Below are 26,667 nucleotides of genomic sequence, written 5' to 3' on the forward strand. Positions count from 1 at the left end.
TTTAACCTTAAATTTTTATTCAATACGACTATACGTATTGGTTGATGATATTTTCAAAAAGTTCTTGTTTACCGCTTTGTAAATTTAACTCTCCGTTTTCTTGAGCAATTTTGTACAAATCAGTCAAACTTAATTTTCCTTCTTCGAAAGCTTTTCCGCTTCCAGAATCGAAAGAACTGTAACGTTGTGTTCTCAATTTTTCATAAGGAGAAGAAGTGATGATTTTGTCAGCAGTCAATAACGCTCTTGCAAATGTATCAGCTCCACCGATGTGTGCCAAGAATACATCTTCCAAATCGGTTGAGTTTCTTCTGATTTTGGCATCAAAATTAATTCCTCCACCTTGTAATCCGCCAGCTTTTAGGAAAACCAACATCGCTTCGGTAACTTCTTGGATATTGTTCGGGAATTGGTCAGTATCCCAACCATTTTGGTAATCTCCTCTGTTAGCGTCTAAACTTCCTAACATTCCAGCTTTGGCAGCTACTTCCATTTCATGTTGGAAAGTATGTTGTGCCAATGTAGCGTGGTTTACCTCGATATTCATTTTGAAATCTTTCTCTAAACCATATTGACGTAAAAATCCGATTGCTGTAGCACAGTCAAAATCGTATTGGTGTTTTGATGGCTCCATTGGTTTTGGCTCAATAAAGAAGTTTCCTTTGAATCCTTGTGCTCTTGCATAATCTCTGGCTTTTGCCAAGAACTGTCCCATGTGATCCAATTCTCTTCCCATATCAGTATTCAAAAGGGTCATATAACCTTCACGGCCTCCCCAGAATACGTAGTTTTCACCACCCAAAGCAATAGTTGCATCCAAAGCCAATTTTACTTGTCCACCAGCTCTTGCAACAACATTAAAATCAGGATTGGTAGCCGCACCGTTCATATAACGTGGGTTTGAGAAACAGTTTGCAGTTCCCCAAAGCAATTTCACTCCCGAAGCCGCTTGTTTTTCTTTCAAATAGTCAGTAATAGTAGCCAATCTGCTTTCTGATTCTGCGAAAGTAGCTCCCTCTTGAACCAAGTCATAATCGTGAAAACAGTAGTAACCAAATCCCATTTTGGTAATGAATTCGAATGCAGCGTCTGCTTTTTCTTTTGCGGCAGCGATAGCATCAGTTGGTTGATCCCAAGCAAATTTTTGAGTTCCAGGTCCGAATGGATCTGAACCTTGCCCACAGAAAGTATGCCAGTAAGCAACAGCAAATTTAAAGTGCTCACGCATTGTTTTTCCGGCCACCACTTGATCCGGATTGTAGTATTTGAACGCTAACGGATTATCAGACTCTTTTCCTTCGAATTTGATATCTCCAATCCCTTTGTAATATTCTTTGTTTCCTAAAATTGCCATCTTCTTTTCTATTTTAATTTTTTGTTATTATTAATTCTAATTCTTTTTTCCAATTATTGTAAGCTTCCAAATAAGGAGCCGCGTTCTGCAATGGCATGTAAGTCATCACATGGTCATTCTTTGTAATATTCTCTCCAAATTTGTCAAAATCACCATCCAAAAGTCCCGCAGCCCTAGCCGCTCCAACCGAACCTGTGGTATTGTAAATTTCAATTTCATGACCAATTAATGTAGCCACCGTGTTTGAAAAAATTTCGGAACGGAACAAGTTGTCGTTTCCGGCACGGATTACTTTTATCTCGGTATTGTCATTTTTCATGATTTCCATTCCGTAAACAAATGAGAACGCAATTCCTTCCAATCCCGCACGATACAAGTGTCCGTGAGTATGTTTGTTCAAATTCAGATTCAAAAATTGTGTTCCTACGTTTTTGTTGTTCAACATACGCTCGGCTCCATTCCCGAATGGAATTACCACAAGTCCGTCTGAACCAACAGGCACTTCTGCAGCTTTTGCGTTCATATTTTCATACGAATCCATTCCACAATGATTGCGCAACCATCTGTATTGAATTCCCGCTCCGTTGATGCACAAAAGTTTACCGACAATAGGATTTTCATTGGTGTAATTCACATGTACAAAGCTGTTTACTCTTGAAGTTTCTTTCGATTTCAATTTATCAGTTACTGCATACAAAACTCCCGAAGTTCCGCCTGTTGCGGCCACTTCACCAGGTTTGAAAATATTCAACGACAAAGCATTATTCGCTTGGTCACCCGCACGATACACCACCGGAATTCCAATTGGAAGCCCCGATTCTTTTGATGCTTTTTCGCTCAATTCCCCTTGATTCGTAAAATTATCTACCAAATCAGGTGTCAATGAATGGTCTATTCCGTAGTAATCCAATAGGAAATCGGCAACCTTGTTTTCTTTGTAATCCCACAGAATACCTTCGGATAAACTGTTTCTTGTTGAAACAATTCTGCCAGTCAGTTTATAGGCGATATAATCACCCGGCAACATGTATTTGTAGATGTTTTTGTAAATTTCGGGTTCGTTTTCTTTTACCCATTTCAATTTGGAAGCAGTGAAATTTCCCGGCGAATTCAATAAATGCTCAGCACATTTTTCAGCACCTATTTCTTCAAAAGCCTTGTCGCCAATTGCAACTGCCCTACTATCACACCAAATTATCGCATTACGCAAAGCCGTTCCCCTTTTGTCAACTACAACCAATCCGTGCATTTGATACGAAATCCCAATACCTGATATTTTTGAGGCATCGATATTCGCTTCCTTGATAGCACGCTTTGTGGCGGTACAAATATATTCCCACCAAAGTTCAGGATCCTGTTCTGCCCAATCTTTATGGAAAGCGATTATTTCCATTTCATCGGCAGGCTCATGCAAGGCTATAATTTTTTCTCCCGTGGCAGCATCAACCAAAGCGACTTTGACTGATGAACTTCCAATATCATATCCTATATAGTACATTGTAAAGAATTAAAATTTATAAGGCTAAAATTATATTATTCTTTATAATTTGGATAAAAAAAAGACAAAACACCTGTTTTTTTCTTTTGAGAAAGCTAAATTCCCATATTTCAAAAAGAACAAACAATCCCAACAAATTCAAGACCTTAACAACTATTTATCCAAAACAAAGAACCTGTTTTGTATCTACTTAAAGGTTTAAGTAACTTTTTAAAATTTACTTTGATGAAACTCTTTTTACCAAATAAGACATATAAGTTTTTGAAATAAAATCATTGCTGTCCAGCAAAAATATAAATGGAATTCTGAACTCAATATTTATGGCACTTACTGACAGGTCGCTCCTCTGGAGCTTGTTTTTGTCAATTCTCTTTTCTACAAACAGAGCGTCCCAATGGGACTAAAATAGCTCCGTTAGGAGCAAACTGTCTGTAGAAAATAAATGTTTTTTTTAATAAAGCTACAGAGTAGCGACCTGTTGATTATTCACAAAATTTAATCGGACAACAATGAAACAAAATATTTAACAAAAGAGCAACATCAAAATTTATAAACGATTAAGGCATTAAGGTTATTAAGCCTTAATGTAGCTTAATATCTTAACAATTCATTTTTAAACAAAATGTTTTTCTGATTTACAGTGCCTTCAAATTTAAAGTCAAATGCTAAAAAATACAGGAAATTGACTTAAATTAGCTCACTACATCAAACACCAAATTATCACCAAAAAATGAACAATAGAATTACATTAAAAAAAATTGCTGCAGAGTTTAATGTATCTATTGCGACTGTTTCCAAAGCATTGAATGACAGTCATGAAATTGGTATCAAAACCAAAGAAAAAATACAGGCTTTCGCCAAAAAGCATCATTACAAGCCTAATAAAATTGCTTTAAGTTTACTGAACAAAAAGACCAAGACTTTGGGCGTAATTATTCCAAATATTATGAATAGCTTTTTTACTGAAGTTTTTGTTGGCATTGAGGAAAAAGCCAGTGAATTTGGGTATAATTTAATTTCCTGTATTTCGAATGAGTCTTACGACAAAGAGGTAAATACCGTGGAATTATTAAAAAGCGGTACTATTGATGGTTTCATTGTTTCCTTAGCCGAAGAAACCCAAATCAATAAAAACTTCAATCATTTTAAGGAAGCTGTAAACGAAGGAGTTCCCATTGTGCTTTTCGACAGGGTTACTGACGAAATTGAATGCGACAAAGTGATTGTAAATGATTTTGAAGGAGCCAGGCACGCAACAGAGCACCTCATCAAAACGGGTTGCAAAAAAATTGCTTTGGTTTCTGTCATTGATAATTTAAGTGTTGGAAAATTACGCGTTGAAGGCTATAAAAAAGGCCTCAGCGACCACAATATCACAATCGACGAGAAAATTATTGTGCGATTGCATAAAAAAGAAGACCTTGAAACCTCGATGAAAATCATTCTATCCGACAAATCGATAGACGGTTTATTGTGTTTGGAGGAAAGCTCGGCCATTCAGTCTTTGGAATTGATAAAATCTATGAATTACAAAATCCCAGAGGAGATGTCTATCATTTGTTTTACCAACGGAAAACTACCACAACATGTTACTCCCACGATAACAACTATAAGTCAACACGGTAAATATATTGGGGAAATCGCGACAAAAATGCTGGTAGATCGATTGGAAGGCAAATCCGAATCAGAATTCACTACCAAAGTCATAAAAACCAGTCTAATAGAACGAGGGACAACCATTCCGTTGAAATAATTTCTTATCTTGTATAATCAAAATTCAGCCAAATGAAAGATCAACAGAAATACAGCAACAAAACAAAAGCTGCACTTGTTTTATTGATTGTCATGATAATTATACTTTTAAGTAATTTTTACAGATTGCAGAACTCCAAAAAAGCAAATGAGGATATGAATGCAATCTTTAATGACCGATTGGTTGTGGCTAGCTATATCTTTCAGTATGCGAATGATCTTCATTCTATAAAAGCAAAAGCATTGCAGACAGGACTCAATGATGCTCAAAAAAAAGCTGGAATTGCAGCATCTATTCAGCATATTCATTCTATTGATAAACTGTATTTGGAAACAGCTCTGACTCCAAAAGAAAAAACATTTTTTGTATCATTTTTGGCTTCTTGCTCCGCTATTGAACTACAGTCACAAAACAGTAATTGGATACAAATAACCCAATCTAGCGACCAAGCATTGAAAACGCTGAAACTGCTGTCTCAAATCCAAATTAATGAAGGAAAATCCAAACTGGCTAACTCCAATTCTATTCACATGGAAAACACAACTTGGGGAGAACTCCAAATTGCATTACTGATTGTGCTAGGCGGTGTTGCGCTATATTTATTAATCATCAAACAAAAAAAGATTAAAATCAAAGTACCGGAATCGCCAAGTATGAATTAATCGCAACCTCTAAACAGAATAACGCTAACAAAACAATCATGGATCGCGAACAATTTATTTTCTGTCTCGAAGCGGTTTCCGATGTAGAAACAGATGTCATTACCGAAGTAGTCAAAAATCTGGAAAAACTAGCTTTTGAACAAGGAATTGCAAGCATATACAAAACCTGTGATACTATCGAAGGGCTTGAAGACAGTTTGAATGCGCTACTTTATGACGACCATAATTTCAAAGATTATGAAATCGTTTACTTGGTGATGCCTGGCAAAGGAAACAACATTTGCATTAACAACTATTACTACAGCCTTGAAGAAATCGCCGAAATATTTGAAGGAAAAATGAAAGGCAAAATTCTACATTTCTCGAATTCCAAAATTTTAGACTTAAACGAAGAAGAAGCACAATACTTTTTGGATATAACTGGCGCTCGTGCCGTTTCAGGATATGGTTTAGCTAAAAACAACATCAGCAGCAATGCTATTGACAAAGCCTTTTTTAGTCTGTGCCAAGAGTACGGTGATGTCACTGAAATTGTGGAAGAATTACATCAGAAACATTATGCACTCTGCAAAATGCTAGATTTTAGGCTGTATTATTAATTAACTCTCAATTGTTATGATTCTTTATATCAAAAATATGGTTTGTAACCGTTGCAAAATGGTAGTCAAAGCCGAATTGGAAAAACTCGGGATAAACCCTCAAAAAGTCGAATTGGGAGAAGTTACCATCGACAATGATTTGGATGCCCAACAAAAAGAACAATTGGAACTTATCCTTAACAATTTGGGTTTTGAGTTAATCGATGACAAAAAGAGCAGGTACATTGAAAAGATAAAATCCTTGATTATAAAATTAATTCATGAACAAAACAATGATTTAAAAATTACACTTTCGGATTATTTGAGCCAAAACGTGTATCACGATTACTTTTACCTTTCCAATCTTTTTTCGGAAATTGAAGGTACTACAATTGAGAAATACTTTATTGCCCAAAAAATTGAAAGGGTCAAAGAATTATTAGCTTACAATGAATTGTCTTTGGGTGAAATCGCTTTTCAGCTAAATTATTCTAGCGTAGCACACCTCAGCAATCAATTTAAAAAATTTACGGGGCTTTCGCCAAGCCATTTCAAAAACATTCGCTTGGGCGGAAGAAAGCCTTTGGATGAAGTTTAGTCCTCCCTAGAGCATAAAGTAAAGAGCAAAGAAAAAATTAAATTCACATTATTTTTCATCTGCGTAAATCTGCAAAATCTGCGTGCTAGTTTTTTTCACGCAGATTTCGCAGATTCATTTTAAAACTTTACGTCTTTATTCGCAAAACATCTCGATAGACCTAAATTTATCCCCCAAATCTAATTTGCGGTAAAGGCACAAATTCTGTTTCATTAGGCACTTTCGGGAATCTTTGATCGATCCAATCCTGTTTGGCTTTTTCAATTACAACTTTATCAGTATGAACAAAATTCCAAAAAATGAAATGCTCTTCAGGAAATGGTTCTCCTCCAAAAATATAAATCGTGCTGTTTGCACTCATTTCAAATTGGCAAAGGCTGCTTTCCTTGGCTACTAAAATCTGTTTTGAAGTATAAGTGTTCCCGTCATTTTTGACTTCTCCTTCCAAAATATACATCGCGCTTTCCCCGAAAAGTTCTCTACCTATGTTCAAAGTAGCTGCATTGGTACTTTTAATTTCGATTAAATACAACGGACTATAAACAGGAACAGGTGATTCTTTGCCAAAAACTTTGCCGGCAATAAGTTTTATCGAAACATCATCCTGTTGCCATTCCGGTATGTCTTTGGCTTCAATGTGAAAAAAAGATGGCTCAATATTTTCCATTACTTTTGGCAAGGCAACCCAAATTTGCAACCCATGCAAACTTTTGTCAGTCGTTCTCAAACGTTGCGGGGTTCGCTCCGAGTGAACTACTCCTTTGCCTGCAGTCATCCAATTGACAGCTCCCGGTGTAATTTCCATTTCAGTGCCAAGACTGTCCCGATGCAATATCGCTCCCTCAAACAAATAAGTTAGTGTCGATAACCCAATATGCGGATGAGGGGCAACATCCAAATTTTGGTAATCTTTCAGTTTTGTAGGCCCCATGTGATCCAAAAAAACAAAAGGCCCAACGGCACGTTTTTCGCGAAAGGGCAATAACCTTCCCACTAAAAAATTTCCGATATCGGCGGCTCTTTCTTCTATAATTAATCCAATGTTTGACATAATTGTATTATTTTCTGGTTTAAAATTTTGTCAAAAGACAATCCTAAATTAAACAAAAAAACCGCAAAAAGATTAACTTTTTACGGTTCAGTACAGGTAATTATACTTTTAATTATTTAGCAAATTGAAGCTCAGAAGATAATTTAATTTCTTCCCCTACCAAAACTCCTCCTGTTTCAAGAGCGGCATTCCAAGTTAAACCAAAATCTTTACGATTAATTTTTCCATCAACTGAAAGTCCAATTTTAGTATTTCCCCAAGGATCTTTCATCAATCCGCTGTATTCAGCATTTAAGGTTACAGGTGCAGTGACATCTTTAATGGTTAAATCACCGTTGATTTGAAACGTCCCTTCGTCGATTTTTTTCACAGATGTGCTCACAAATGACAATGTTGTGAATTTTTCAACATCAAAGAAATCGGCACTTCTTAAGTGATTGTCACGATCACCATTGTTTGTATCGATCGAATTTACGTCGGCAGAGAAACTAATTTTTGATGATTCAAAATGATCTGCATCATTTTCGATAGTTGCATTAAATGTGTTGAATTTACCTGAAACATTTGTAAACATCATGTGTTTTACTTTGAAACCGATTTCTGAGTGTGTAGGGTCAATTGCCCAAATTGTATTTTCCATTTTAATTAAATTTTAATTTTATTATTTCTTATTTCTATTGTTTTATAATCTATTATTAAAGAACGAAGCAAAGTTCCGATGATTGAAGTTGCTGTGCATTGAACTAGTTCAAGAAATTAAATCTTCTCTATTTTCAAACTTTCATTATCAAAGAACAAAGCAAAGTTCCGATGTTTGAAATTGCTGCGCATTGAACTAGTTCAAGAAATTAAATCTTCTCTATTTTCAAACTTTCATTATCAAAGAACAAGGCAAAGTTCCGATGATTGAAGTTGCTGTGCATTGAACTAGTTCAAGAAATGATTTTAACTGAACTCAATTATTTTTTTGGAAAAACATTCTCGTCACACGAAGTGCTATTAGATTAAACAATTAATGCTTCTAATTTTTATACTTAATACATATCGTTTGTCATTCCGACACAAAGGAGGAATCTCACGCGTATTTATCACGGAATGTGAAAAGCAAATGTGATTTCTCCCGTTGGTCGAAATGACAAACTTTACGGACAATACGTTACCGAAATAAGTAACTTTTACAAAAAAGCCAAATGCTTCCTTTTAGCCCCGACAGAAGTGAAAATCCTCTTGTACTGGGGTTCAGTACAAGAGATTGCAGCGAATGGCGGGAACCAATGTTTACAAAAATGCCTAATCTTTCCGCTCAAAAAAAACTCCCTATTAAACTATGAAGTTCAATAGGGAGCCGATTACAATTTATTCTGAAACTAGTTTATTGCTTCGCAATTTTTGTTCGGATCTTACTCAAAAACTCAGCGGAGATACCCAAATAAGAAGCGATATAATGCTGGGCGACTCTTTGCGGAATTGTTGGGTACAACTTAATGAAATCAAGATATTTCTCGGTAGCCGTTTTCGAAATGGTATTAATCAATCGGTTTTGTGTGGTAGAAATATTTTTTTGAAGCATTAACCTAAAAAAACGTTCGAATTTTGGCACTTTGGCAAACAACACTTCTTTGTCTTGCGGCGTGAGGAAAAGCAATTCACAATCTTCAAGAGTTTCAATGTACATCTTGCTCGGTTCCCTGTTATAGAAGCTGGCGATATCGCTAACCCACCAATCTTCAATACCAAACTGAAGTATCACCTCGAAACCATTCTTGTCGATATAGTAACTCCTAATACATCCTTTAAGTATATAAGCTTCAAAATCACAAATCTCTCCTTCCTGAAGAAGATATGTTTTTTTTGGAACCGATTTGTGCTTTAATAAAGAATGGAATATTTCTAACTCTTCTTCAGTCAAAGATATATACCGGCTGATTGATTTATCGATCGCTTCGTTCATAGTTGGCAATTTTTAGAGTAAATATAAGAAGCATGGATGACAATCTGAATTCAAACTCGAATATAATTTCATTAAAAAAAACACCAAAGTCATGCAACTCTTTCACAAAAAACTGTAACTAATTTGAGAATTAACTGCGGAACTTTGTACTATAACTTTAAATACAGATAAAATGTCAAGCCTTAAAAACAACATATTTTATATTCCGCTGGAAGATGTCGAGAGTGAGCATTGCGCACTTATTGTCGATAACGGTCTGGGCAAAATAAAAGACATCGATTCCCATAAAGTGGAACTTAATAATAATAGAGCTGTTATTACTGCTTCAAAACCCGAAGCTTTGACGGAAGCTGTCCATGCTATTAGGGATTTGGGTTATGGCGTGACAACGATTAAGAAAACGTTCCCTGTTCTGGATATGAGCTGTGCTTCGTGTGCGGTTGGCGCGGAAACCGCAATTCAAATCCAACCCGGAATCGTCAACGCATCTGTGAATTTTGGAACGGCAACCGTATCATTGGAATATTTGCCCAACATGATTTCGCCTAGCGAAATTAAAAATGCGGTTCAAATGGCGGGTTATGATTTACTAATCGATGAAGAAAGCAAGCAAGCCGAAACATTGGAAGAAATCCATGAAAAAAAATTCAACCAATTAAAACTAAAAACGATTTGGTCCGGACTGCTTACAATTCCTGTTGTCATTATAGGAATGTTTTTTATGGATATTCCGTATGCCAACGAAATCATGTGGCTTTTATCGACACCGGTCATTGTTTGGTTTGGAAAAAATTTCTTCATCAATGCATGGAAACAAGCCAAGCATCGTTCGGCCAACATGGATACGCTTGTGGCTTTGGGAACGGGAGTTGCCTATATTTTTAGCGTGTTTAATACTTTGTTTCCTCATTTTTGGCACGAAAAAGGATTGCACGCCCATGTGTATTTTGAAGCTGCAGCGGTAATTATTACTTTTATTCTATTAGGACGATTATTGGAAGAAAAAGCCAAAGGAAATACCTCATCTGCCATCAAAAAACTGATGGGATTACAGCCTAAAACCGTAACTATCATTACTGCCAACGAGCAACAAACCACGATTTCGATTGAAAAAGTTAAATATGACGATATTATTCTTGTAAAACCGGGAGAACAAATTGCGGTGGACGGAATAGTAACCAAAGGAAATTCCTATGTAGACGAAAGTATGCTGAGCGGAGAACCGGTACCGCTATTGAAAAAAGAAAACGAAAAGGTTTATGCCGGAACGATTAACCAAAAAGGAAGTTTCCAATTCCGCGCCGAAAAAGTGGGTTCTGAAACGATGTTGGCCAATATAATCAAAATGGTTCAGGAAGCGCAAGGAAGCAAAGCGCCTGTTCAAAAACTGGTGGATAAAATAGCGGGGATTTTTGTTCCAATTGTAATCGTGATTGCAATTATCGCTTTTGTATCATGGATTATTTTGGGAGGCGAAAATGGTTTTTCTCAAGGACTGATTGCTTTTGCAACGGTTTTGGTCATTGCTTGTCCCTGTGCTTTGGGCTTGGCCACCCCTACCGCGATTATGGTAGGAATTGGGAAAGGCGCCGAGAAAGGAATCTTGATTAAAGATGCCATAAGCCTGGAATTGTCTAAAAAAGTAAATGCCATAGTCCTTGACAAAACAGGAACTATCACAGAAGGCAAACCCGTTGTTACTAATTCGTATTGGACGGAAGAAACTGCTGTTTTAAAACAAATTTTGGTTAGCATCGAAAAACAATCTGAACATCCTTTGGCGGAAGCCGTGACCAAACATTACAATGACAATGGTAATGGCAATATAGAGCTAGAATATTTTGAAAGCATTACCGGGAAAGGAATTTTGGCTACTGTAGAAGGCAAAAATTATTATGTTGGAAACAAAAAACTGCTGATTGAAAAGAATGTAGCGCTTTCGGAAATATTTATTGAAAAAGCGGTTCAGTGGAGTGCCGAATCGAAAACGGTTATTTGGTTTTCGGACGAGAAACAAGCTTTGGCAGTTATTGCCATTGCTGATAAAATCAAAGAAACTTCAATCGAAGCCATACAACAATTGCAGGAATCCGGAATTGCAATTTATATGTTGACCGGTGACAATGAAGCTACCGCAAAAAGTATTTCCCAAAAAACCGGAATTACCAATTATAAAGCTGAAGTTTTACCTGATCAAAAAGCAACTTTTGTAAAACAATTGCAAAGTGAAGGAAAAATTGTAGCCATGGTTGGTGACGGAATCAACGACAGTACCGCGTTGGCGCAAGCCGATGTGAGCATAGCGATGGGAAAAGGTAGCGACATTGCAATGGACGTTGCCAAAATGACAATCATTTCGTCTGATCTCAATAAAATCCTGGAAGCCATAAAACTATCCAAACAAACCGTGGCAACCATCAAACAAAATCTGTTTTGGGCGTTGTTTTACAATGTCATCGGAATTCCTATAGCGGCAGGTATTTTGTATCCCATCAACGGATTTCTTTTGAATCCGATGATCGCGGGAGCAGCCATGGCACTGAGTAGCGTAAGCGTGGTGAGCAACAGCCTCCTTTTGAAAGGTAGAAGGTAGAAATCAGATAACAGAAGTATCAAAAGAAAGTATGCTAATAAAAACTCAAATTCTAAATTCTAAAACCCCATAAACATTTAAACTCTTAAACATTTAAACCTTTAAACTTTTTAAAAATCATGAATACTAAATCAAACGAAAAAGAAACCTTTGTTTTCAAAACAAACATCAACTGTGGTGGCTGTATTGCCAAAGTAACTCCATTTTTGGATAATACAAATGGCATTGAAACCTGGACTGTTGATACGACGAATAAAGATAAATTGCTGTCCATAACTTCCACCGGAATTTCCGAAAATGAAATTATAGATACCGTTCAAAAAGCAGGGTTTAAGATTGAGGCTTTATAATACCATTTGTACGTATAAAAAACAATTAATTTATGAGACAGAGATAGGATTTCAAGCTTCTACACTTTATTCAAAATGGTTTAAAATCCTATCCCTGTCTTCATTCTCTTTCTCGCTTTTGTGATATATTTCAATAAAAACGATCCGATTTTCTTCTTTAAAATAAGCATATACCAAGCGTAGTCCCGAATTTACACCTTTTCCTTTAAGGGATTTACAGGCTATTTTTTTTACCTTAATGACACAGCTTTTTATTCCAAGATTATCAATTCTAAAACTGAAAGGTGGTCTTGCATCTGGCAAAACTTGGATTACTTTTTTTACCACTTCCAAATCATCGTCCAAGCTTCGGTATTTCTTCAAAAGATTTTTACAATCTTTCCTAAAAAGATCAATTTCTTCAAAAACAATCATAGCTCCACATTTTCATCATAATTTCTTACTGAAAATGGGGCTTCTCGGTAAAATGCAAGTTCATAATTAATATCTTCTCCTTCTTTTGAAGCCAACCAAGGAATATCTTTGTGGGAATAATTACTTACGGCCGAAGCAGACCAATCACTCATTTGTTCAATCACCCGGTCAATCACTTCTTTTTCACTCGCTTTTAATTGAGTTAAATTAGATTTTTCCAATGGTAAATAACGTGTTTGGGGATAACCGTGATAAGTTGTTTTGAAGCGTTGCACCTGATTGTTCACAATCATATTTTCGATTATGACATCAAGGTTTTGGGGAACGGGGCCATAAGGCAATTTTCTGTAAGTGGCTCCCGTGAGATGCTCCTCATAGAGTTCATAATAATTAAAATCAGAAAAATACAACAGTTTATACAATACCGTTTCCCCTACGTTGGGTTTTCCGGCACATCGCTCCAAAATATAAAGAAGAATATTTTTAAATTTTCCGATTTCCAAAAAAGGAACCGATATCCTCTCAACAGTAGAGTCCTTTTTTTCTATTTCCGAAAATTGAATGTCTTCAAGAGAAAAATCTTCAGACATAAAATTATCCAATGAAAAACCAAGTACTTGGGAAAACTTCTGTAATTCGATAATATTCAAACTTCTTTTTCCTAACTCAACCTGAGTCAATGAAGACCGCGAAATTCCAACCAATTTACTCAAATCTTCCTGAGAAAACTGTTTTCTTTTTCTCAGCTCCATAATGCGTTGCCCTATCTGAACCTGTGAAATTTTGAAAACCATATTATATTGATAATGATTAATATATGGCAAATATACAAAATGTTTTAAATCAAAACATTTAGAAGTTTCAATTTAAAACATTTGATTACAAATCACGATCAATATTTAAATGGCGCTCTTCCTGTTATCAAAAAAATGAATTGGTTTTCTGCTCATTGGATTAAAAATCAAAGGTTTTAGAGCTTCATTTGTAGTGAATTCAATTTTTGGAGTTACACGCAGTTTGGCTCTGAAATGATCTTTTAATTCCTGTAAAAAAGTTGGTGAGGGATCTTTGACCGCGATTTTTATCAGAATCTCATCGGTTCCCAAATCATTGGTATGAATTTCAATAATGTAACTTTCTATAGCATCAAAATCATTCAAAACATCATGCATTGCGGGTGGATACAAAGTAGTTCCTTTGTATTTTATCATCTGTTGTTTTCTTCCAATAACAGGGCCTACCCGCAATGTATTTCTTCCACACGAGCAAGGATCGGTATGCAACTGAACAATATCACCGGTTTTGAAACGAACCAAAGGCATCGCCTCAATCCCCAAAGTGGTAAAGGTTAACTCCCCTGATTTGCCATTTTTTACGGGCTTATTATTTTCATCCAATACTTCAACAATAATCAATTCCGGATGGTGATGCCCTCCTACTCCATGCTCGCATTCGGTAAAAGCGGTGCTCATTTCGGTCGAAGCATAAGTCGAAAACAACTTAATTTTCCATTTATCGGTTATTTTCTTGGACAGTGCATTCATTGTGAAATCTTGATTTCTCAACGATTCACCTATACAAATAGCACCTTTCACACTGGAATTATTGAAATCGATGTTATGATTTTCGGCGTATTCAATCATTTTCAATAAAAAAGAAGGAACCGTAATCAAATAGGTTGGCTTGTATTTTAAAATCGAATCCCACTGCAATTCCGGTATTCCTGCACCCACACGAATAACACCAACTTTCATTTTTCGAAGACCTAAAAAATAGGCCAATCCCGCCATAAAACGACGGTCAATCGTAGTCATCAACTGTACAACGTCGCCTTGTTTTATTCCGGCACAATCAAACGAAATAGCTTCATTATAAGCCAATCTGTCCAAATCTTTATCGGTTAAACCAAAAGTAACCGGATCTCCCAAAGTCCCGGAAGTAGTTGCATAATCAATGATTTCATGCATTGGAACACATAAAAAATCATCGTTGTATTTTTGGAGGTCTTCTTTCGAGGTAACAGGCAACAAAGCCAAATCCTCAAGAGTTTTTATAGTGGTAATATCAATATTATTTTTAGAAAAAAGCGAACTGTAAAAAGGAGAATTGACATTTACATAGCTTAAAAGTTCCGCCAATTTTTGTTCCTGAAACGATTTTATTTCGGCTGTAGTTGCTGTTTCTATCTTTGGAATCATAATCGTTTTCTATTTATTTTCTTTAAATAATTGATAATTTCCTCTTTTTCAGGAAGTGTGCTAATTTCTTTGGCCAATGCTTTTTCAAATTGTTCCTTAGCCAAAGTATATTTTTTATTTTGATAAAAGTACAATCCTGCTTTATAATAAACAACCCAATAATCAGGATTTAAAGATTGATAATTCTCAATAAAACTAGAATGCAAATTCGATTTATTTTTTAAAACAAGGTCCATTTTTTTATCCTCTATCCGAAACTGCTCATAGTTTTGATAAGCAACAGTTTTCAAAAATGGATCGGCAGGAATATTTCTTTTTTCGTCTTCCAAAGAAACTATACAGTTCTTCACTTTTTGATTTCCAAAAATCGTATTCAAATCATAACAGACAAATTCTCCCAGCTGATAAGGGCTCGCCGATACCCAAACCAATCGTTTCGAGGGTTGGAAAACAACCCCATGATGTGCCAGTAAATGGTTTAAGGCTTTATCGTTGCCATATCCCAAAGGCTGATTATTTATCCCTTCTTTGTTTCGGAGTATATCGACAGCAATTTGAGTCGTTATTTTTGGATTCTCATCCAATAATTGTGTCATTCGGTCAAAACGATATTGGGAATGGCTGTTTTTAATTTGATCTTTATTTCGCTCGTTATCTTTCAAAGCATCACTTTGAAAATGATTGGAACAAACCAATTGATTTCCATTTGAAACCTCATAAACGCCCAAATTATCAGGAGCAATTTCTATCAAAACGGCTTTATTTTCATTGGCACTTCCCACCATAATAGATTCGGATACAAATACTTTTTTCTTTTTGGCTATTGCAATTGCCTCGTCAATGGTTTTGGCATACTGCAATATTTCACGTGTCAAAATTGATATAGGCGTTTTGGCAATCAACGGAATTTTTGACTTACCGGCGTTGATAGTCAGTGTCAGCCCTTCGGCATTCATTCCTGAACAAACGCCAATCATTCCCGGCCAGGTTACCATCATAAATGGATAGCCTTCTTTTGGTTTTATAAAAGCTATTATTTTATCTTTTGCGAAAGCATCACCTGCATAGAAATCAAAATTTCGCCCGAGGATTAAATCCCCATCTTCTGTTTTGTTTCCCCAAACAGCAAAAGAAGTACAACCTACCAAAGCCAGATCCTGTACCGCATGACCAATATCATGAGCGCCATGCAAATACATATCTCTCAAAAAATTAGGCGCTATATAGCTTAAATTCTTCGGTGAATATTGAGAAAGCCCATAAATTTCGGCTTGATATTCATTATCAACATTCTGATATAATTTCCTATTATACCATTTCAAAAAATGCACTAATATATTCCTCTTAAAATTGGACGGAATCAAATCATCAACTCTGTCAAAAAAAACATGTTCCTGCTTTTTTAATAAAGAATCTGTCAAACTTCCTATCGCCAAACCACGTTCCAAAGGATCTCCTTCAACATAGAGTTCCCATAAATTCTGTTTGTTTTTGAGTAAAAAATTATTTCCTGTACAAAAAGCAGTATCAGATTCTTTTGTAACAACTGGAATAGTGTGATTGAAACTTTGCAATTCCGGCTGATGGTGCATTGATTTTGAAGTACCGCAAGAAACGGCCACCAAGGCTAAAACGATGAAAACGATATGACCAATATGTTTCTTCATACGCCTCAATTTACCATCAATCTATGTTTTGATTAATCTTGTTGACCAAATATTCTTTACCTAAAATCTCCGAACAAGTAACAACCGCGCCAATTGTAACTCCTAAAACCCCATGCATATTGATACTTTGACCTGTTAAATAAAGATTATCCAACTTTGTTTTGGAAGGAATAAAGGTTTTCATTGGGTTGTTTGAATCTTTCTCGTAACCGTACATATTTCCATTATGTCCGCCAATATAATCTCTGTACGATAAAGGTGTAGAAGTATGCACCGATTTTATGCAGTCTTTGATTCCGGGAAACTTCCGTTCTATTTCTTCCAGAAAACGATTGGCTTTACGGGTTTTGAAATCTTCATAACTTTCACCTCTTTCATTTTCGTCTGCAATTGTATTAAAAGTATCTTTCCAAATTTCTACATCCGAAAATTTCATGTAGGTTATAAAGGTCATTCCCTCGGCCCAGCCATCTTCTTTTTTAGTAGCATTCATTGAAGCTAAAAATGATTTTGGCCAGTTCTCTTCAGTATAATCCTGAGATGTCCAAACTTCGTCGTAATGCTTGAAATGATAATAATTATGATTCAAATATTTAAAAGTCTTTGGTTTAAAGACAACATAAAGACTGAAGGCCGAAACGCCTCCCTCCAAACTCGAAATCCTATTGACAAAAGCTTTCCTAAAATGGTCTTCACCGGCCATTTTCAAAGTGGTTTTAGGCTCGATATTGGAGATAAAATATCGTGCAGAAACGCTTAATCCGTCTTTCATTCTCGCTGTCGTCACCCTATTATCCACAACATCTAATTGAAGTACCTCTTTGTATTTAAAAGCGACGCCATTGTATTTTTTTAGCTGTTTTATTAGCTGTTTGGTTATTTGACTTCCCCCATTAATGCATCGCCAGGCACTTTGCATAAACGTATTCACCGTCAATGCGTGCACATAAAAAGGTGATTTGTCGCCCAATCCCGCGTATAAAAAATTACTACCTGCCAAAACCGATCGCAATACCTTATTTTCGGTCAAACTATCGATAAATTCTTTTGCATTAATCGTTAAAACATCGTTATCATATTTCCCCTCTGATTTTAAATTATAAAGCGGAAACTTATCACAAGTTTCTACTATCGCTTTGCAATATTTTTCAATAGCTTCTTTTTCATCTGGAAAAGACTGAATCAGCTGTTTTTTAAAATTATCATAACCCTGAGCATGTGGAAATTCTTGTTCATTATCTTCGAACGAAATCAGGTCGTATCCATCCTCATCCATTTTTTTCAGATTCAAGCCATCCATAATTCCGATGTACTTGAAATACTGATTCAGATTCTGACCTTCGCCCAATCCCCCAATGTAATGGATTCCGGTATCAAAAACGGTTTTGTCTCTAACAAAAGTCTGCAGATTTCCTCCATACTGATTGTTTTTTTCCAACACACAAACACTATAGCCTTCTTTGGCCAAAATGACGGCTGAAACGAGTCCGCCTAACCCGCTTCCTATTACAACTACGTCATAGTGTTTTTTCATTTTCATTCCGACCTCTTTTTTAATACAATCAGATTCTCAATAGAAATATCAGTTGCTGTTTCAAATCCAAAATTTACTACTGTATCTTTTAAATTTTCAGCATTTAATAAAATAACGATTGATGCCAAATTACAAATTGATTCTAAATCACTAGAACCCTGTTTATCTGATATCAAAACAATATCGTATTTCTTATGAAGAATTAGTTTTGCAGGATCTAAATACTGAATCTTTCTTTTTCTCAAAATATAATTCGATTGGGCAACCGCTCTGTTTTCATCTGAAAGGATTACCGAATCTATTTTTCTTTGTGGTTCCTGTAAAGCCATGAGCATGTCCAATTGCCCATAATCATCAGCAAAATGTAAAATCTTGGCTTTTGCATCCAAAAATTTATTCAGCTTATAATATAAATTTGAATACTGTTCTACCTCTGCTTTTACAGTTTTTATCACTTGTGGTTCTTTGAAAGCATAACTGTTTATCAGCTTTACTTTAAAATAATCAGCCCCTTCTGAATCCAAACGTATTTTTTTATATTCTGATTTAAAAAAGGCACTTATTTTTTTAGTCCGTTCTACTAAATCAATTCCAAAAGTTGTATCACCATGCAAAATACGATTCAAAACAGTCACAACCGTTGTTCCTCCGTTAATGACAAAATCCCCTTTTGGCAAAACCTCAGAATATCCATGAATAACAACAGGGACAATGTCCAAATGCAATTGTTCTGCCAAATAAAAAGCCCCTTTATGGAAACGCTTGATCGAATTATCTTCAGATCGCGTTCCTTCAGGAAAAACCATAATTGAAAACCCTTCTTCTACTTTGGCCCGCAAATGTTCCACTCCATTGTCCATACCGCTGGAAACCGGATAGAATCCAGCCAAGCGAACTCCTTTCCCAAAAACAGGTGAATTATAAACCCAATCGCTAACCAAAAAAATAATTTTTGGGCTCAGCATTCCTATCGCCAAAATATCCAAAAAGGAACTATGATTCGCAATAATTACGGCTGGTTTATCAAACGTTTCATTAGACTTATTTATGATTTTTCGCTTTACAGAAGGATAAGTTATCAAAACAGAATGCATGAATTTTGACATAACAAAATGAAAAGCTTTCATTTTCGACTTTTTTGAAAAAGGCATAATTCTAATCAAAATTCCTCCTACAATAGACAACAAAAAGCCTCCTAAACCAAAATAGGTAAAAGAAAGAACAGAATGCAACAATCGTCTGATTTCATACGGAGCTCTTCCTTTTTTCACTCTAGTGGTGACAAAGAAATGAAATACCAAAGGTTGTAAAATAAAGGTAATCATCAAGGCCGAGAATATCCCAATCACCGCTATTAAAGCGATGGATTTTAAAGCTGGATGTTTCGCAAAAACAAGAACTCCTATTCCTAAAATAGTGGTTGCGACCGACAATAAAATGGAGGTTCTGTAACTTGGCAGTTCCTTTTTACCAAAAGTGTATTCTTTTTGCAATGCCGAGGTCATAAAAATGCTATAGTCCACTCCTATTCCAAAAATCAAAGTGCAAACAATGATGTTGACCACATTAAACTGCAAGCCAAACATTCCCATAAGGCCTGTGGTAAAAATCCAACTTATTAATATCGGGATAATACTGATAATGGCTAATTCTATTTTTCTAAATGCCAATAGCAATACTAAAAACACTGCTATAAAAGAATAATCAACTAGGTCTTCAAAATTTGTTTTTAGCGTTCCAAGAAACGTTTCATTGGTTTGCTGTCTGTCAATAACAACCAAATTTGGTTGCTTTTTTATTTGATTTACAAAAGCATCTCTTTTATCCTTATGAACTTTTACCAAAGTAGAAATGGTATAAAATCCCTTCTTTTGAGCGATGAACTCATCCAGAAAAAAGGATTTTACCTGTAAATATTCCTGAATCGTTATTGGGCCGAAGTTTTTATCCAATAATTCATAAAAACCATTAAAAGTCGTCGGTTTAAAACCATATTGGTTTCCTTCGCTAATTAAGGCTTTCGTAAGATTTGATTTTTTTTGGGAATTCCAAAAAGTATTCCATTCCTGAATCTTTTGCTTTTGGGCTTCTTCTGAAAAAACAATCCCTCCAACCGAACTGAAATTCAAAATTTCATCGGTCTTTTTATCCTTTTGTAATGCGGTAAAAAGTTGATTATTATTGGCAACAACTTCATCATAACTTTTACCATAAGTAGCTAAATAAATAGATTTTGACGAATCACTATTGGCAATATGTTCCAAATGTTTCTCCGCCATTTTTAATTTCGGGGTCATGAAATTTAAAGCCGAAAGATCATTATTGAAAGTAACCCTAGAATAAGTAAAAAGAGAAACAACCAACAACGTAAGCATTGAGCCTATCAAAAATTTATTTTTGTGGTAAGAATAAGTTCCCAGTTTATCAATAACATTAGGCTTTGGAACAAATCGTTTAGAATTTGACTTATACAAGACCGGTATTAAAATCAAAGAGAAAACTGAAGTTGAAACCACACTCAATCCTGCAAAAATCCCCAAATCCTGTAAAGCTTCCGATTTGATAAAAAACAGGCACAAAAAAGTAATCGATGTTGTGATTCCGCACAGCAACAAAGGCTTTGAAATATCTCTATAAAGTAATTTCACATCTTTGTTATTCCGCAAATGAGTCAAAACATAAATGGAATAATCGGTGGTTTCGCCAAGCAAAATAGAACTAATCCCTAAGGAAATAGCTGAAATACTCCCTTTACAGAAATACAAAACTGCCAAAGCAAAAATTGCCCCAAACAAAGATGGAATAAAAATAATTATAGGAGTTGACAGGTTTCTATAGAAAAAAGCAAGAATTAAAATCAATGTAACCCCAGCAAAAATTGAGGTAGTTTGAACATCTGATTTGATTTGAGTCGCATTGGCAACGGCAACAGGAGTCGCTCCAAAATAAGTCATCTCCACTTTGCCTTTGAACTTCTTATTCAGATTTGTCCTGATTTCTTCGAGATTATGAATAAAAACAGTGTTCTTATCGGTCTCATTGGTCGGCAACTTAGGAGTTACAAAAAGCAATAAATTCCTTTTGTCCTTGGTTAACAGAAATCCGTTTTGAATTGCAAAATCATCACCTACACTAAGCTGTTGCAATTTCTTCAAGGCAATAAACGAAATCCCAAGGGGATCCCGAAGAATAAAATCTTTGGAAACCAAACCCGCCGGTGAGATTATCGATTTATAACCTGAGGCAACGCTATTGGCTATGCTGTCCTTTTGTAATTTCCTTTGAATAACTGCATAATCCTTTTGATCCAAAAAAAGAGGCAGATTGGCATAAACAAAATCAAAGGTTTCCTGAATATTTTCTTCTTCAATTTTGCCCTGAATTTTGGCGACAAATGGTTTGCAATTACCATCCAAACTATCAATAAAGGCATTGGCATATTCGGTCAAATTCTCTGGTGAACTATTTCCTTCAGCCGAAATGATAATCGAGATTTTATCGGCAAAATTTACCTGATTCAATACTTTGGATGTCACTCCCGATTTATCATTGGAAGGGATCAATTGATTTATATTTTCCTGAAAAGTTATTCTCGACGCAAAAAATCCCAAAAACAAAACCATAGCAATGACGATTCCAGCCGAAAGGAATTTCCTTCTCGTCATAAATGCATGTAAATCGTACAGGTAATTGCGCATACCGCTATTTTTTATTTTTAAAATTATCCACTAAAGCTAATAACAGATAACTTGTAAGACCAAATACAACAGCCATAAAAGTTGCTAAAATAAAACTTCCGACAACATATTGGGCTATATTTTTTTGAATATCAGCTAAAGTCATATCCATATTCAAAATCAAAGGTTTGTCGCTAACAATAAAATAGCTTCCTATTTTCAGCGATCCGTAAATAACAAAAGGAATCAAAGGTGGAAAACTGATATTGGAAAAGGCAAAAGCAATAGCTTTATTTAGCTTCAGCAAAACAGCCAAGAACAAAACCAAAATAGTTTGAAATCCCCAAAAAGGAGAAATTCCGATAAAAACCCCCAAAGCAATTGAAAACGCTTTTCGGGCATTCGAATCATTGCTCTCTAATATATTTTCAAGGAAAAATTTCTTAAGTCCTTTTTTTTTTAGTTTCCGAAAAAAATCTCTTGGCTTTATATAAATCAGGGCAATAGTAACCAAAAAGGTATTGAGAATGCTGATTCGGGTAAAATCTTTGAAAGGCCTAAAATGAGAAACCCGTTCTTCCGGATCATACAAAACCTGAACAGGAATGTTCTTCACTGCAACACTTTTCCATGCCGAACGGACAATTACTTCGATTTCAAATTCAAATTTATTTGTAAAATAACGGTTAGGGATTTTTCGTAAAGGATACAATCTAAAACCTGATTGAGTATCTTCCAACTTATTGCCGGTTTCAAACCAAAACCAAAAATTAGAAAACTTATTCCCGAAACTGCTTTTTCTAGGAACATTTTCCTGAGTCATATTTCGGCTTCCTATTAGGAGAGCATCACCATCCTTTTCCAAAGACTCTATAAAAGCAGGAATATCCGATGGAAAATGTTGCCCGTCAGAATCAATCGTAATGGCATAATCATAGTTTAAATCTAAAGCCTTTTTGAAACCATCACGTATCGCCATTCCTTTTCCCATATTTTTGGAATGGTGAATTTGTTCCAAATTTGGATACATTTCCAGAATCCGAGCAGTTGTGTCTGTAGAACCGTCATTAACCACAATAACATTGGAAGTGTATTGTAAAACGGAATCCAAAACACGCTTTAAAGTCTTGTGATTATTATAAGTGGGTATAATAACACATACTTTGTATTGCTCCATTGCTGTTGTTTCTGGAAAATTATTATTCATTTATTATTCTATTCTTTACTATTTAACCGACTGTTTTTCAGCTTCCGAAAAACTCTTAGATTGCGAAATAAAGTCACCAATATACGTTTTCAAAACTCCAGTTTGCTCCTTATAATGATCCAACAGAAACTTTTTGTCCTCTTTTTTGTTTGCTCTGTAATTAACAATCTTTGGAACATTTTCCTGAATGCTCAATCGGATCATTCTTATTTCTATTGAATTGGGTTCATTTGCTACAGCAAAATCGATCAAACCTGCGCCTTCCTTGAATTTTTTGGATTTATCCGAAACTTTCTTTTCCAATTTTGAAAGAATGGCTATAGAAGCACCTTTATAAGCCACTAAGGTTTTGATATCCCCTTTATTTACCTCAATTAGCTTTTGGAAAAATTCTTTAGCATTACTTTCTGAGTTATTGGCTGATGCATACAGTTTTCTGATTTCTGTAAGGGAAGGAATACTGAAAAACAATATAAAAAAGGTCAAAAAGATAGTTTTCATTAAGCTGAAATTGAAAAATTAATGTGATGTGATTTTAGATTTTTCTGTAAATACTGCTCAGTTTCAAAGCAACAGTTTCATCAAAATAGCTCACATTTTTAACTTTAACCAAATTGTCTTCTGTTTGGGCGATATCCAATTCCAAAAGCAATTCGGGAGTTTGAAAAGGATTAATCAAAGCCATGAATTTTACATTTGACAATGATTGCATGAACAACAAACTTCCTGTAATTTGCTCGGTTAGTTCTTTAATAATTTGCATCATGCAAACTCCGGGCATGATTGGATTTCCTGGAAAATGTCCGTTAAAAACATCGTGTTTTTCGTTGATTAAAATCACAGCCTTATACTTGGAATCGGTTGTGTTTTCCAATGAAATTATTTTATAAAAATCTTTTAAAATCATATTTTTTTCGAATGAATAGGAAATCCTTATCTGAAAATTGTTATTTGTACTATAATCTCCAAAAAAACAGTTAATCTTTCTTAAGTATTATTTTACTCTAAAAGTATAACTAATTCCGAATTGAAAAGCGTAATTTAAAATGATATTATCATAATAGTAATCATTATTATTCACATCATCATAACCATAAATATCAATTAATCCATGTTTAAATCTTGCTTCAAAAGTCAAACCATTTGGCAATGAATACCCAATTCCACCAACAAAAGCAATGTCAGCACCAATAGGGCTTGTCCCATAATTAGGAAAATTATCATCAATTTTAATATCCAGTGAAGGACCTGCTAATACATGAAATCCATTTCCTCCAAAATGAAATTTACCAACAGCTCCAATCGTCAAATAATTTAAATCATAATTTACATCATTATATCCATATCCTCCTATGAGAAATTCACGAGATTTTGCACCTTGTCTGGAATAAGTCAATTCTGGTTGAAGTGTGAAATATTTATTAAATTTTACTGCTACTGATCCTCCCACATAAAAATCTGGTTTAATATCACTAGATCCAAAGTTGGTTAAATTTGAAAGATTTAAACCGCCACGAATACCTGGACTAACAGATACTTGAGCTTGTGAAGTTAATAGACCAGTAAATAAAACAAATGCAATTAGTGTTACTTTTTTCATTTTTGTTTGTTTTTAAGATAAAGTATTTTTTTATTCTGATTTAAAATAGTTTAAGTCAATTTTCAACTTAATGTTTTGATGAATAATTTGAACTCTTTCAGCAAAAATATTGTTTTCTGTAATAAAAATAAGCATAAACTTTTCTTTTGTCTTCGAAGAACGAACGATTTTTTCTAATTGATGATTCTTTTTAGAGTAGAAAAGATAATTGTCACGATTTCCGTCTGCTGATTTATAAATATTATCCGATTCGTTTTCAAATTGTTCCTGAACTAAATATTCTTTTTTAAGAAGCAATCGAAAATCTTCTTCCAAAGTATTAATCAAGATTTTACGGTCTAGCTCCGAAACAATCGAATTGACTTTAAAATTATCTTCCGAAATTTCAAAATCCATCAGTTTGTTTCCAAACTCAGTTGTAAAAACTACTCTATGCGTAGTATCATTTATTTTCTTGGCAATAAAAATCCCTGTTAACTCGTGCCCATAAACCGTAATGTTTGCTTTGTAAACATAATCCATCTCCGGATTGGAAAAATAAGGCACTTCAAAAATCGCTTTTTTTAAGGGCACAGAAGCATAATCCTGTACCACTTTATTAGTTGAACAAGAGCACAAAACAAGAACCAAAATAATGCTAATTCGCAAAAGAAGCTTCATCGACTTTGGCATTTATTACTTTGTTTTTTAACACAATTCGGGTATAATCAGCTGAGGATTCCAATAATTTGACCTGAACAACAGTAGCATCTTCTTTGTCAAAAGTCAATTCAATTTGTTTAATGTATTTTTTGAGGGTAGCATCTTTCGGAATAAATCGGACACTATTTTGATCTTTATTTTTAAAATACGAAATAGAAAATTCCTTATCATCAAACAAATCACCGCTCACACTTCCTACAATCAGTTTGTTTATTTTTCCAAATAACTTACTATTACCAATATCAACAGCACTTTTCTTTCCCTCGTCATTAATCAATATTTTGCCGTTTTTAAAAACTATCGAATAATTATACGGTTTTTTATACTGCCAAAGCAATGAATTGGGTTCCTTGAAAATCATTTTTCCAGAAGTTTCTATGTCTTTTGACAGAAAATCGAGATGTTTGTACTGAACAAAATCAGTGCTTAATGTCTTGATTTTTTTGGAGACAGCAACAACAGATTGCTTGAATGCAGAGATTTCACTTTCGCTCATTTTTTGTTCCTGAGCAAAACATTTTAATTGAAAACCAATTAAAAATAATACAATTATATAACTTCTAATCTTCATAAGCTTTAATATTCAGGAGTTCCTCTAACGGAACAACCACATAATTATTTGTTTGTAAAAACGACAACAATTTTTCCAGTACGTTAGCCGTTTCTAGCGAGGTATCGTGCAAAAGTACAATTCCTCCGGGTTTAATTCTTTTGACAATTCGATCTAAAAGGAATTTTTCTTTTTTAAAAACCCCATCCAGAGAACGAATATTCCAACCAATTGTTTTATGATTTGTAACTGCTAATGCCCTGCGGATGGAAGGATTTGTAACTCCGTAAGGCGGACGAAACAATGATGGCTTTTTCCCTATAACTGATGCTATCAAATCATCGGTTTTATTAATTTCGGCAATCACTTTATTTTTTCCGTAAAAATCAAAAAAAGGTGAATGGCTGTAAGTGTGATTCCCAACGGTATGCCCTTCGGCTACAACTTTTTTTAAAATTTCAGGATGTATTTCTATATTTTTACCGATGCAGAAAAATGTGGCTTTGGCATTGTACTTTTTTAAAAGTTCCAAGACCGTCAGCGTCATCTCATGGGGACCATCATCAAATGTCAACGCAATTTTTTTTTCCTTTTTAAATCGATTACTGCAATATGCTTTAACATGATAATTGGATCCAATAAATGCAGAACCAAGAAAAACTATCAAAATCCAAAGGCAAGCAGTAATTACAAAATACTTCATTTCTATTACTGCATTAAAACTAAAAAA

The 26,667-nt window shown here is 34.9% G+C and carries 24 protein-coding genes; 6 read left to right on the top strand and 18 right to left on the bottom strand.

Going from position 1 to position 26,667, the window contains the following annotated elements; translation table 11 throughout:
- Positions 1-28: 28 nt before the first annotated feature.
- Positions 29-1,354, bottom strand: coding sequence for a xylose isomerase (xylA, locus tag OZP12_RS15785; RefSeq protein ID WP_281225997.1), 1,326 nt, complete (start codon positions 1,352-1,354; stop codon positions 29-31).
- Between the two features lie 13 nt (positions 1,355-1,367).
- A complete protein-coding gene (locus OZP12_RS15790) occupies positions 1,368-2,852 on the bottom strand; it encodes a xylulokinase (protein ID WP_281225998.1) in 1,485 nt (494 codons plus the stop codon).
- A 730-nt stretch (positions 2,853-3,582) separates the two neighbouring features.
- On the opposite strand from OZP12_RS15790, the gene OZP12_RS15795 reads away from it, so the two are divergent.
- Genes OZP12_RS15795 through OZP12_RS15810 form a run of 4 tightly spaced genes read left to right on the top strand, consistent with a single transcriptional unit; the run spans position 3,583 to position 6,443 of the window.
- Positions 3,583-4,605: a LacI family DNA-binding transcriptional regulator gene (locus OZP12_RS15795; protein ID WP_281225999.1), complete on the top strand. Its 1,023-nt coding sequence runs from the start codon at positions 3,583-3,585 to the stop codon at positions 4,603-4,605.
- A 32-nt stretch (positions 4,606-4,637) separates the two neighbouring features.
- Positions 4,638-5,267, top strand: a complete 630-nt coding sequence (locus OZP12_RS15800; protein ID WP_281226000.1) for an MCP four helix bundle domain-containing protein — start codon at positions 4,638-4,640, stop codon at positions 5,265-5,267.
- A 38-nt stretch (positions 5,268-5,305) separates the two neighbouring features.
- Complete coding sequence (locus OZP12_RS15805) at positions 5,306-5,866, top strand: DUF6642 family protein (protein WP_281226001.1); 561 nt, start codon at positions 5,306-5,308, stop codon at positions 5,864-5,866.
- Positions 5,867-5,882: 16 nt separating this feature from the next.
- Positions 5,883-6,443: an AraC family transcriptional regulator gene (locus OZP12_RS15810; RefSeq protein WP_281226002.1), complete on the top strand. Its 561-nt coding sequence runs from the start codon at positions 5,883-5,885 to the stop codon at positions 6,441-6,443.
- A gap of 166 nt (positions 6,444-6,609) precedes the next feature.
- Here the strand turns inward: OZP12_RS15810 and OZP12_RS15815 are convergent, their stop codons facing one another.
- The 3 genes from OZP12_RS15815 to OZP12_RS15825 all read right to left on the bottom strand — a co-directional run bounded on the left by OZP12_RS15815 (position 6,610) and on the right by OZP12_RS15825 (position 9,445).
- The gene (locus OZP12_RS15815) at positions 6,610-7,494 is read right to left on the bottom strand and encodes a pirin family protein (protein ID WP_281226003.1); all 885 of its coding nucleotides are present in this window, start codon (positions 7,492-7,494) and stop codon (positions 6,610-6,612) included.
- A 112-nt stretch (positions 7,495-7,606) separates the two neighbouring features.
- Complete coding sequence (locus tag OZP12_RS15820; RefSeq protein WP_281226004.1) at positions 7,607-8,134, bottom strand: YceI family protein; 528 nt, start codon at positions 8,132-8,134, stop codon at positions 7,607-7,609.
- A gap of 732 nt (positions 8,135-8,866) precedes the next feature.
- Positions 8,867-9,445, bottom strand: coding sequence for a Crp/Fnr family transcriptional regulator (locus OZP12_RS15825; RefSeq protein ID WP_281226005.1), 579 nt, complete (start codon positions 9,443-9,445; stop codon positions 8,867-8,869).
- 172 nt (positions 9,446-9,617) lie between these two features.
- Here OZP12_RS15825 and OZP12_RS15830 point away from each other — a divergent pair, with 172 nt between their 5' ends.
- Complete coding sequence (locus OZP12_RS15830) at positions 9,618-12,038, top strand: heavy metal translocating P-type ATPase (RefSeq protein WP_281226006.1); 2,421 nt, start codon at positions 9,618-9,620, stop codon at positions 12,036-12,038.
- Between the two features lie 119 nt (positions 12,039-12,157).
- Positions 12,158-12,388 (top strand): heavy-metal-associated domain-containing protein, encoded by a 231-nt coding sequence (locus OZP12_RS15835; RefSeq protein WP_281226007.1) that lies wholly within the window; start codon positions 12,158-12,160, stop codon positions 12,386-12,388.
- A gap of 66 nt (positions 12,389-12,454) precedes the next feature.
- Here the strand turns inward: OZP12_RS15835 and OZP12_RS15840 are convergent, their stop codons facing one another.
- The 13 genes from OZP12_RS15840 to OZP12_RS15900 form a co-directional block, all read right to left on the bottom strand.
- On the bottom strand, positions 12,455-12,802 hold the full coding sequence (locus OZP12_RS15840; RefSeq protein WP_281226008.1) for a hypothetical protein: 348 nt from the start codon (positions 12,800-12,802) through the stop codon (positions 12,455-12,457).
- Entirely contained in the window at positions 12,799-13,596 is a 798-nt protein-coding gene (locus tag OZP12_RS15845) for a type II toxin-antitoxin system antitoxin SocA domain-containing protein (RefSeq protein WP_281226009.1), read from the bottom strand. Before OZP12_RS15845 ends, OZP12_RS15840 begins: the two co-directional genes overlap by 4 nt.
- Positions 13,597-13,701: 105 nt before the next feature.
- Positions 13,702-15,000 carry a flexirubin biosynthesis putative acyl-CoA ligase FlxY gene (gene flxY / locus OZP12_RS15850; protein ID WP_281226010.1) on the bottom strand — a complete coding sequence of 433 codons (1,299 nt, stop codon included), beginning with the start codon at positions 14,998-15,000 and terminating at the stop codon, positions 13,702-13,704.
- Positions 14,997-16,667 (bottom strand): C45 family autoproteolytic acyltransferase/hydrolase, encoded by a 1,671-nt coding sequence (locus OZP12_RS15855; protein ID WP_281226011.1) that lies wholly within the window; start codon positions 16,665-16,667, stop codon positions 14,997-14,999. The genes flxY and OZP12_RS15855 overlap by 4 nt, the downstream gene beginning before the upstream one ends.
- 16 nt (positions 16,668-16,683) lie before the next feature.
- A complete protein-coding gene (locus OZP12_RS15860) occupies positions 16,684-18,201 on the bottom strand; it encodes a phytoene desaturase family protein (RefSeq protein WP_281229082.1) in 1,518 nt (505 codons plus the stop codon).
- Positions 18,202-18,203: 2 nt separating this feature from the next.
- Positions 18,204-21,899: an MMPL family transporter gene (locus OZP12_RS15865; RefSeq protein ID WP_281226012.1), complete on the bottom strand. Its 3,696-nt coding sequence runs from the start codon at positions 21,897-21,899 to the stop codon at positions 18,204-18,206.
- Positions 21,900-21,903: 4 nt separating this feature from the next.
- Positions 21,904-23,085 (bottom strand): DUF2062 domain-containing protein, encoded by a 1,182-nt coding sequence (locus OZP12_RS15870; RefSeq protein ID WP_281226013.1) that lies wholly within the window; start codon positions 23,083-23,085, stop codon positions 21,904-21,906.
- A gap of 18 nt (positions 23,086-23,103) precedes the next feature.
- Positions 23,104-23,586: a hypothetical protein gene (locus tag OZP12_RS15875; RefSeq protein ID WP_281226014.1), complete on the bottom strand. Its 483-nt coding sequence runs from the start codon at positions 23,584-23,586 to the stop codon at positions 23,104-23,106.
- A gap of 34 nt (positions 23,587-23,620) precedes the next feature.
- On the bottom strand, positions 23,621-23,992 hold the full coding sequence (locus tag OZP12_RS15880; RefSeq protein ID WP_281226015.1) for an ApeI family dehydratase: 372 nt from the start codon (positions 23,990-23,992) through the stop codon (positions 23,621-23,623).
- Positions 23,993-24,079: 87 nt separating this feature from the next.
- Complete coding sequence (locus OZP12_RS15885) at positions 24,080-24,685, bottom strand: porin family protein (RefSeq protein WP_281226016.1); 606 nt, start codon at positions 24,683-24,685, stop codon at positions 24,080-24,082.
- 30 nt (positions 24,686-24,715) lie between these two features.
- Entirely contained in the window at positions 24,716-25,345 is a 630-nt protein-coding gene (gene lolB2 / locus OZP12_RS15890; protein WP_281226017.1) for a flexirubin biosynthesis protein LolB2, read from the bottom strand.
- Positions 25,323-25,958: a flexirubin biosynthesis/transport protein LolA2 gene (gene lolA2 / locus OZP12_RS15895; RefSeq protein ID WP_281226018.1), complete on the bottom strand. Its 636-nt coding sequence runs from the start codon at positions 25,956-25,958 to the stop codon at positions 25,323-25,325. Before lolA2 ends, lolB2 begins: the two co-directional genes overlap by 23 nt.
- The gene (locus OZP12_RS15900) at positions 25,948-26,640 is read right to left on the bottom strand and encodes a polysaccharide deacetylase family protein (protein WP_281226019.1); all 693 of its coding nucleotides are present in this window, start codon (positions 26,638-26,640) and stop codon (positions 25,948-25,950) included. Before OZP12_RS15900 ends, lolA2 begins: the two co-directional genes overlap by 11 nt.
- Positions 26,641-26,667 lie beyond the last annotated feature (27 nt).

Origin of the sequence: Flavobacterium aquiphilum (assembly GCF_027111335.1) — a bacterium.
GTDB lineage: Bacteria > Bacteroidota > Bacteroidia > Flavobacteriales > Flavobacteriaceae > Flavobacterium > Flavobacterium aquiphilum.